This is a genomic window from Planctomycetota bacterium (assembly GCA_038746835.1).
Taxonomy (GTDB): domain Bacteria; phylum Planctomycetota; class Phycisphaerae; order Tepidisphaerales; family Tepidisphaeraceae; genus JBCDKH01.
The window spans coordinates 1-8,890 of sequence record JBCDKH010000156.1; the positions used below are offsets into that span (position 1 = coordinate 1).

Genomic DNA, 8,890 nt, shown 5'->3' on the forward strand with positions numbered 1-8,890 from the left:
TGGTCGTTGTTCTTCTCGCCGGATGTCTCTCGCCGGAGCGGGCGGTGCTGGATGCGGACGATGCCGCGTACGACATCATCGCCGAAAAGCAGCAGGCGGCGATCGGGCGGGAAGAGGCGTTCACGATCGACGAACTCGAAGATCGGTTGCGTCGCAAGCTGATGATCGATCAGCAGCTTCCGGCCGCGGGTGAGGCGTCGCTGGGGCGAAACTTCCTGTCGCCTGTGCCGAAACAGCCCGGCGGCGTGTCGGACGAGGAGGCGATTCCGGATGACGTGCCGCTTGTCAGGCCGCGGGATTTCGAGATCACGGGCCTCGGCGTGCCGACGCTGGCGACCGACCTCGCACTCTTCGACATCGGCAACACGCCCGAGGGCACCAAGGCGGTCCTTCGACCGAGTCCGCCGCCGACGTCCAGGCCCGCGCCGGAGCCGGTGATTCTGTCGCTCGTCGAGGCCCTTCAGGTCGGAGCACGCAACAATCGCGAGTACCAGGCGAACAAGGAAGCGGTCTACATCGCAGCGTTGAACCTCGACGTGCAGCGTGACGAGTTCGAGCTGCAGTTCGGCGGTGTGATCGACGTCGACGCGGCTGCTGACTTCGACGGGCAGGACCGCGCGGGCGTCGTCGTCTCGCCGGAACTCAACGTCACCAAGGCCTTCAAGACCGGTGCGTCCATGTCGACGCGCATCGGCATCGACCTGGCGAAGCTGCTCACCGGCACCCGGCCCGAGTCGCTGGGCGTCTTTGCCGACGTCAGCATCACGGTGCCGCTGCTGTCCGGCGCGGGCGTGGAGGTCGTGACCGAGCCGCTGCAGCAGGCGGAGCGGAGTGCGGTGTACGCCATCTGGGACTTCGAGCGATTCAAGCGCGAGTTCGCCGTCGATACCACGACGCGGTTCTACGACGTGCTGGTGGCGCGTGACCAGATCGCGAACGCTGCGACGACACTGCAGCGGCTGGAGGAGAGTCTCGATCGGTCGATGGCCTTGTTCGACGAAGGGCGACTGCCCGGCATTCAGCTCGATCGCGTGCGGAGCAACCAGCTGCGGGCCGAGTCGCGGCTGATCCTCGCACAGCAGCGGTACGAGACGGCGCTCGACTCGTTCAAGGTGTTCCTCGGCCTGCCGACCGATGCGCTGGTCGAACTCGACGATGCGGCGTTGACTGATCTGCAAGGCCTGGCCGACGACGTGCTGGGCGGCTTGGACGTCGGGGAACGTGGGCCCGAGATCGAGCAGTTGATCGAACCGGAACAGTCCGCTGGTGGTGCGACTCGGCCTGAGACGTTGCCTGCACCGACGACGACACCGGTCGAGGTGCGTGGCTACGCACTGTCACAGCGAACCGACGCCGAGCGATCGCTCATTCGACTTGCCCTTCAGCGTCGGCTCGACCTCGCGATCGTTTACGGCCGGGTGGTTGACGCGCAGCGGGCGACGGTCGTCGCGGCAGACGGATTGGAAGGCGTGCTCGACTTCGTTGCCGACGGCAGTTACGGCGGGCGACGCGGGGCGTTTTCCGGCGGATCGGACGACGCGACCATCCGATTCGGCGACGGCAGCTACGGGCTTGGCCTGCGGCTGGACTTGCCGATCGAACGCACGGCCGAGCGGAACCGCTACCGCCGGTCGATCATCGACCTGGAGCGAGCGGTCCGATCCGCCCAGCAGGTCGAAGACGGCGTGAAGGCGGACGTGCTGCGTCGTCTGCGGGCGCTGCGGACGGCCGGCGATGACCTGCGGATTCAGTTCGAATCGATCCGCGTGGCCGATCGTCGCGTGGAGGCGGCGACGTTGTTGGTGGAGCTGGGTCGCGGCAACACATTTGATATCACCGATGCGTTAGACGACCTCACGGAGGCTGAGGACGACTTCACGCAGTCGCTCGTGGATTATCGACTGGCCGAACTGGAACTTCAGAGGGACACCGGTGTGCTGTCGGTTGGGCCCGACGGGTTGTACGAAGAAGTGGACCTGTCAGGAATCTATTAGTGGGGTATCTTCAGCGTCCGCCGATCCACTGTTATGACGACCGCCGACCCGACCGCGACCTTCGAAGCCGAACCAGCTGAGCCCAGATCCAGGAGCAAGGCGATGCCGATGCTTCTGGGCACAGCGTCGCTCGTCCTGCTGCTCGTCGTGGGCGCGCTCGCAGTGACAGGCAACGGTGTCATGGGCGGCGGCGAGGTCACCAACCCCGCGTCCGTCTACTCGGCGGAGGTGAAGCGTGGCCCGCTGGTCATCAGCGTCACGCAGACCGGCACGATCAAGGCCGCGAGCCAGGCCGTCGTCAAGAGCGAGATCGAGGGCATGGCGACCATCCTCGAACTCGTGCCTGAGGGCGAGAAGGTCACCGCGGGCGACCTGCTGATCTCGCTCGACACCAGCAAGCTACAGGACGATCGCGTCACCGCCGAGATCAAGGTCCGTAATGACGAGAGCGACCTGCTCCAGGCCAACGAAGAGCTGGCCGTGAAGGAGAACCAAGCCATCGCTGACGTGTCAGCGGCCGAGCTCGATCTGCGATTCGCGATCGAAGATCACAAGAAGTACATGGAGGGCGACTTCCCCAAGGAGCTCAAGCAGGCGCAGAACAAGATCGTCATCGCCGACGCCGAGCTCAAGCGATCGCAGGAGAAGCGTCGCGGATCGGAGCGTCTGTACGAGGCCGGCTTCATCAGCTTCAGCGAGCTCGAGGCCGACCGGCTCAGCGAGCAGAAGAACCAGCTCGACCTGGAACTTGCACGCCAGGCCGCCGACCTGCTGGAAGGCTGGACCTATCGACGCAAGATCGATGAGTTCGAGAGCGACATCGAGCAGAAGACGATGGCCCTGGAGCGTGCCCGCCGCAAGGCGACCGCTGACGTCGCCCAGGCCAACGCACGCGTCTCGGCTCGTCAGGCAGAGCTTCGCCGCGAGCAGCTGCGGCTCGACAACATCGTTCGGCAGATCGGTGCCGGCAACATCTACGCCCCGACCGACGGCATGGTCGTCTACGCGACCAGCAGCCAGGGCGGCTGGCGCGGTAATCAGGAGCCGCTGGAGCCGGGCCAGAGCGTTCGAGAGCGGCAGGAGCTGATCTACCTGCCCGACGACGTCGACCGCATCGCTGAGGTCAGCATCCACGAGAGTCAGCTCGACAAGATTCGCGTCGGCCAGAAAGCGCGGATCACGCTCGACGCGGTGCCCGGTGCCGTGTTCTGGGGCGAGGTCGAAACCATCGCACCGCTGCCCGACGCGACGGCCGTCTTCTGGAACCCGGACAACAAGATCTACCCGACCAAGATTCGCATCCGCGGCAAAGACCTTGGTCTGCGTACGGGCATGAGCTGTCGCGTCGAGATCATCGTCGAGCGGCTCGACGATGCGGTCTACGTGCCCGTCCAAAGCGTCGTCCGCGTCGGCGGAACGGAGTCGGTCTTCGTCGTCAACGACGACGGCAGCATCGAGCGCCGCGACGTCGAGACCGGTCTGGACGACAACGCGAATGTCGTCATCAAGAACGGCGTCGACGCAGGAGAAAAGGTCTCGCTGACGCCGCCGCTGGAGAACACGCAGATCGACGACGGCGTCGGCGTGGACGACCTGGTCGAAGGTGCCGGCGAGCCGTCGACACGACCGGCCGAGGAGGCCGAGAGCACCGACAGCTACAAGCCGGTGACGGTCGCGTCGCCGCGAGAGGCGTTCCAGATTCTGCTGCAGCGTGCGTCGCCAGAGGAGCGCGAGCGCTACCAGAAGCACATCAACGAGCAGAACTGGACGGCCCTGCGAAGCTACGGCACGTTTTTGGCCAAGAAGTACAACGTGACGATCGAGTCCTCCGGCGAGGGCAGGCCGTCGACGCGTCCTGCGGCAGAGCAGGCGCCGTCGAGCGAGGCTTCGGATGCCGAGTAGCGTCGCAGCGCCGGAACAGGCGCACGCGTTCGACGTCTCGGGCGACGGCGCGGTCGCTCAGGTCCTCGACGTTCGCAAGGTGTACAAGATGGGCAGCGAAGAGGTGCACGCGTTGGCGGGCGTCTCGCTGAGCATCGGCCGGGGTGAGTTCGTGAGCCTGATGGGCCAGTCGGGCAGCGGCAAGAGCACGCTGCTCAACCTGCTCGGCACGCTCGATCGCCCGACAAGCGGCCGCTACGTCCTTGGCGGCCGCGACGTCGGGCGGATGAACGACGGCGACTTGTCCGACTTTCGCCTTCGGACGCTGGGCTTCATTTTTCAAAGCTTCAACCTGATTCCGCAGCTCACCGTTCGCGAGAACATCGAACTGCCGCTGACCTACCTCGGCACCGAGCCGAGCGAATCCGCGGACCGCGCCGCCGACCTCGCCGAAAAAGTCGGCCTCGGCGGCCGGCTCGGCCACCGCCCGACCGAACTCTCCGGCGGCCAACAACAACGCGTCGCCATCGCCCGCAGCCTCGCCAACGACCCACCGCTCATGCTCGCCGACGAACCCACGGGCAACCTCGATACGGCAACGACCAAGCAGATCATGACGCTGCTTCTGGAGCTCAACGAGCAGGGCAAGACGATCGTCATGGTCACGCACGAGCCGGAAATCGCCGAGTGGACGAGCCGGCAGATTCACATGCGGGACGGGAAGGTCGTGAGTGACGAAGGCTCAGAAAGCTTGAAGGAGGAAGCTTGAAGCTTGAAGAGCCAGAAGATCTCGTGGAGCGGACAACCCGATTTGCAGTGCGGATCGTGAAGGCTTTTGCTCGTCTTCCAAAGACGGAAGAGTCGCGAGTGATCGGGAAGCAGATGTTGAGGTCCGGAACGTCCGTCGGGGCTCAATATCGCGAGGCACGTCGTGCTCGCTCTGATGCCGAATCACTCAGTAAGATCACATCCGCCCATCAAGAGCTTGAGGAGACGACGTACTGGCTCGAGCTGCTCGTTCGTTGCGAAATCGTCCCCAAGTCACTCCTTGGCGATCTTCTCCAGGAAGCGGACGAACTCGGAGCCATCTTCACGAGCATCGTCCTGAGGCTCAAGGAACGCCTCGGTCGCTAAGGGCTGCCGCAGCTTCTTCAAGCTTCCTCCTTCAAGCTTTCTGCATCCGTGATCCGCTTCGCCCGCAACATCCGCCTTGGCATCAAGAATCTCTTGCTGCACAAGCTGCGCTCCGCGCTCACCATGCTCGGCGTCGTCTTTGGTGTCGGCAGCGTTGTGGCGATGCTGTCCGTTGGTGAAGGCGCACGTGAGCAAGCTCTTGCCGAGATCGACAAGCTCGGCCTTCGGAACATCCTCGTCGTCAGCCAGGAGCCCGTCGAAGAAGGCGGCGGGGATGGGCAGCGGCGGCGGTTGACGAGCTATGGCATCACGTATGACGACGCAGCACGAGCCAGGCAGACGTTGCCTCTGGTCGCACGCGTCGTTCCGGCCAAGGCCGTCATGAAGCAGGGGCGGCTGGGCGATGTCGCGGTCGATCTGCGGCTGGTCGGCACGACGCCGGATTGGAGCGATCTGGTCAATCGCGAGCTTCTCGCCGGCCGGCACCTGGTGCAGGCGGATCAGCTCAACAACAACGACGTCGTGGTGCTCACCGAGCAAGGCGCCCGCAAGCTGCTCGCCGGCGAAGGCACCATCGGCAAGGAAGTCGTCATCGGCGGCGGGGCGTACGAGGTCATCGGCATCGTCCAGAGTGCGGCCACCCGCGGCTCTGACACCACCGGCGATTCGGGCGGCGTGCCGACGCCGGACGAGAACGTCGACGCCTACGTCCCGCTGCAGATCCTTCGCGAACGCCTCGGCGACATCGTCGTCGAAACCACCGGTGCCGGACGCGAGCGGACGGACATCGAGCTCCACCAGCTCATCGTCGAGGTCGAGAGCAAGGAAGACGTCGCCGGCGTCGCCAACGCGCTCAACCGCATGTTCGAGACGTTCCACGACAAGCGTGACTGGCGCATGACCGTGCCGCTGGAGCTGCTCCGTCAGGCAGAGCAGACTGCCCGGACGTTCAACATCGTGCTCGGCAGCATCGCCGGGATCAGCCTGCTGGTCGGCGGCATCGGGATCATGAACATCATGCTCGCCAGCGTCACCGAGCGGACGCGCGAGATCGGCATTCGCCGGGCGATCGGTGCGCGCCGCGGGCAGATCATTCAGCAGTTCCTGATCGAAACCGTCGTCCTCTCGACGGCCGGCGGCGTCATCGGCGTGGCGCTGGGCGTGCTGATCCCGGAGATCATCGAGCGCTACGCGGAGATGCCGACGATCGTCCGCTGGTGGATGGTGATCCTCTCCGTCTGCATCTCCGTCGGCACCGGCGTCGTCTTCGGCCTCTACCCGGCGGTGCGGGCGGCGCGGTTGGACCCGATCAAGGCGCTTCGCCACGAGTGATGTCGCAGAAAGCTTGAAGGCGGAAGCTTGAAGCCTAAGGGGCAGATGCGGACACTGCCTCGCCCATGCGTTGGTTACTCAAGACCGAACCGGACGATTACAGCATCGACGATCTCGAACGAGACGGCTCGACGTGCTGGGACGGCGTGGCCAACAACGCCGCGCTGAAGAACATGCGCGACGTCCGCAAGAAAGATCTGGCGTTCATCTACCACACGGGCAAGGACAAGCACGTCGCAGGCATCGCGACCGTGACGAGTGATCCGTACGAGAAGGACGGACTGACCGTCTTCGACGTCGCGTTCAAGAGCCGGCTGAAGCACCCGCCGACGCTCAAGATGGTCAAGGCCGAGCCTTCGCTGGCGGACTGGGCACTCGTGAAGCAGGCGCGACTGTCCGTCATGCCCGTGACGATGGACCAGTGGAAGTGGGTGACCGAGCGGGCACGACAGCCGTAGCTGAGAATCGGTAGCCGCGGGCTTACAGCCCGCGGTTCGGACTCCGATGCGTCTTCTGTTACAAACCGCGACCTGTAACGTCGCGGCTACCGGAACCCGCACGCACCTCGTGAGCCGTTATCGGCTCACGCTTTCTGCTCCGCAATCGCCTTGTGAACGAACGCGATCGCCATGCTGCCTTCGCCGACGCCGCCGGCGACGCGTTTGACGCTGCCGGCTCGAACGTCGCCTGCGGCGAAGACGCCCGGGCGGGTGGTTTCCAGCAGGAACGGCTCGCGATCGACGCCGGACCAGTGGGCGTCGTACTTGGCGTGATGTCGCGCGTCGATGCCGGTGGCGAGGAAGCCCTTGGGGCACAGGCCGACGCAGTCGCCGCCGTCGAGCCATTCGGTGTTGGGCGTGGCGCCGATCATGACGAACAGGCCGTCGCAGTCGACGGTGCCGGCGTGTTTGCCGGTGAGCGTGAGCGACTGCAGCCGTCCGTCACCGTCGAGGCGAGCGACTTCGGTCTCGGCGAGCAGCTCGATGTTGTCGGCCTCGCGGATGCGGCGGACGAGATAGTCGCTCATGCTCTTGCCGAGGTCGTCGCCGCGGATGATGACCTTCACGTCGCGCGCGTGGCGTGACAAGAAGACGGCCGCTTGACCCGCGGAGTTGCCGCCGCCGATGACGACGGTTTGCTTGTTGCGACACCCCGACGCTTCGACGTGGCCGCAGGCGTAGTAGACGCCGCAGCCGTCGAAGGCCTCGCCGTTCTCGGCCGGCAGTTTGCGGTACCGGGCACCGGTCGCCAGCACGATGCTGCGAGCCATGATCTGCGTGCCGTCGTGGAGCGTGAGGGTCTTCTTGTCGTGCTCGCAGTCGAGGCCGATGACGGTGCACGGGTTGCACAGCGTCGCACCGAACTTGCGCGCCTGAAGGACGGCCTGCTTGGAGAGCTCGTCGCCCGAGACGCCGGTGGCGAAGCCGAGATAGTTTTCGATCTTGCTGCTCGTGCCCGCCTGCCCGCCGGGGGAGTACTTGTCGATCATGAGCGTGTCGAGGCCTTCCGAGGCTCCGTAGACCGTCGCCGCTAAGCCGGCCGGTCCGCCACCGACGACGATGAGGTCGTAGCAGGTCTTGAGCTTCGGGCGCAGGCCGGCACGCCTGGCGACCTCTTCGATGTTCGGATGACGGCAGACGCCTTCGGTGCAGATCAGGACGGGCAGGTCGTCTTCCACAATGCCGAGCTTGTCGAGCAGGACTCTGGATTCGGCGTCGTCGTCGGGATCGCTGAACCGCAGCGGAATTTGGTTGCGCTCCAGGAAGTCGCGCATGCGATACGTCTCGCCGTGCGTGGCGTGGCCGACGAGGGACATAAGACCGTGGCCGTCGGCGCGGAGTCGTTCGCGCCGGGCCATGAACGTCTTCAGGATCAGGTCGCCGATCTCCGAGTGCTCGGCGATAAGTCGTTTGAGGTCCTCATGCCCGACGATCATCACCTTGCTCGGCTCGACCGCGACGCAGGCGGCGATGGTCGGCTCGCCAGTGAACATCGAGATGTCGCCGATGAACGTGCGCCGCGAGACCTCGGTGATGAGCACGTCTCGATCGCGACGTCGGTCGTAGAACTCGAGCCGGCCTTCCTGCAGGATCGCGACGTCGGCATTGCGTGTGCCTTGCTCGAAGAGGATCTCGCCCACGTCGAGCTTGCGACACTTGGCGATTCGCGAGATCTCCTCGATCTGCCGATCGGACAGGACCGGCTGGAGAACGTCGTTGTCTTCGATCGAGTACGCCTGCGACCGATCAGCCGAGAGAGGGTCGAGTTGCCGACTCAGCCGTCCGGCTACCGGTTTCTCGGCGACGCCGTTGGTTGTGCCCATGTCGGATGCTACGACGCTCGTCGAAGGACGCCTGCGGCCACGGCTTCAGTCGCCTTGGGGCAAAGCCCGATAACCAGAGTGTGAGGCTGCTTTCTGCGCTCGTCGTGCTGATTCTGGCTTCGGCCGTCCGTGCGGACTGGTACGTCGACGAGGCCGCGGAGGAGGAAGGGACGACGTCGCAGCGGATTCTGCACGTCTTCGACTTCGAGGAGCGCGACGACGGGAA

The 8,890-nt window shown here is 65.1% G+C and carries 7 protein-coding genes; 6 read left to right on the plus strand and 1 reads right to left on the minus strand.

Annotation, left to right across the window (positions count from 1 at the left end; all coding sequences use genetic code 11):
• From AAGI46_13290 to AAGI46_13315, 6 genes are all read left to right on the plus strand, one after another.
• Window positions 1-1,994 (plus strand): TolC family protein (locus AAGI46_13290; GenBank protein ID MEM1013180.1); only part of this gene is annotated, 1,994 nt, incomplete at its 5' end.
• A gap of 102 nt (window positions 1,995-2,096) precedes the next feature.
• Window positions 2,097-3,896: an HlyD family efflux transporter periplasmic adaptor subunit gene (locus tag AAGI46_13295; GenBank protein ID MEM1013181.1), complete on the plus strand. Its 1,800-nt coding sequence runs from the start codon at window positions 2,097-2,099 to the stop codon at window positions 3,894-3,896.
• Complete coding sequence (locus AAGI46_13300; protein MEM1013182.1) at window positions 3,886-4,644, plus strand: ABC transporter ATP-binding protein; 759 nt, start codon at window positions 3,886-3,888, stop codon at window positions 4,642-4,644. Before AAGI46_13295 ends, AAGI46_13300 begins: the two co-directional genes overlap by 11 nt.
• A gap of 56 nt (window positions 4,645-4,700) precedes the next feature.
• A complete protein-coding gene (locus AAGI46_13305; protein ID MEM1013183.1) occupies window positions 4,701-5,009 on the plus strand; it encodes a four helix bundle protein in 309 nt (102 codons plus the stop codon).
• Between the two features lie 48 nt (window positions 5,010-5,057).
• Window positions 5,058-6,341: an ABC transporter permease gene (locus tag AAGI46_13310; protein MEM1013184.1), complete on the plus strand. Its 1,284-nt coding sequence runs from the start codon at window positions 5,058-5,060 to the stop codon at window positions 6,339-6,341.
• 65 nt (window positions 6,342-6,406) lie between these two features.
• Window positions 6,407-6,799, plus strand: coding sequence for an EVE domain-containing protein (locus AAGI46_13315; GenBank protein MEM1013185.1), 393 nt, complete (start codon window positions 6,407-6,409; stop codon window positions 6,797-6,799).
• A gap of 125 nt (window positions 6,800-6,924) precedes the next feature.
• Here the strand turns inward: AAGI46_13315 and AAGI46_13320 are convergent, their stop codons facing one another.
• A complete protein-coding gene (locus AAGI46_13320; protein ID MEM1013186.1) occupies window positions 6,925-8,664 on the minus strand; it encodes an FAD-dependent oxidoreductase in 1,740 nt (579 codons plus the stop codon).
• Window positions 8,665-8,890: the final 226 nt, after the last annotated feature.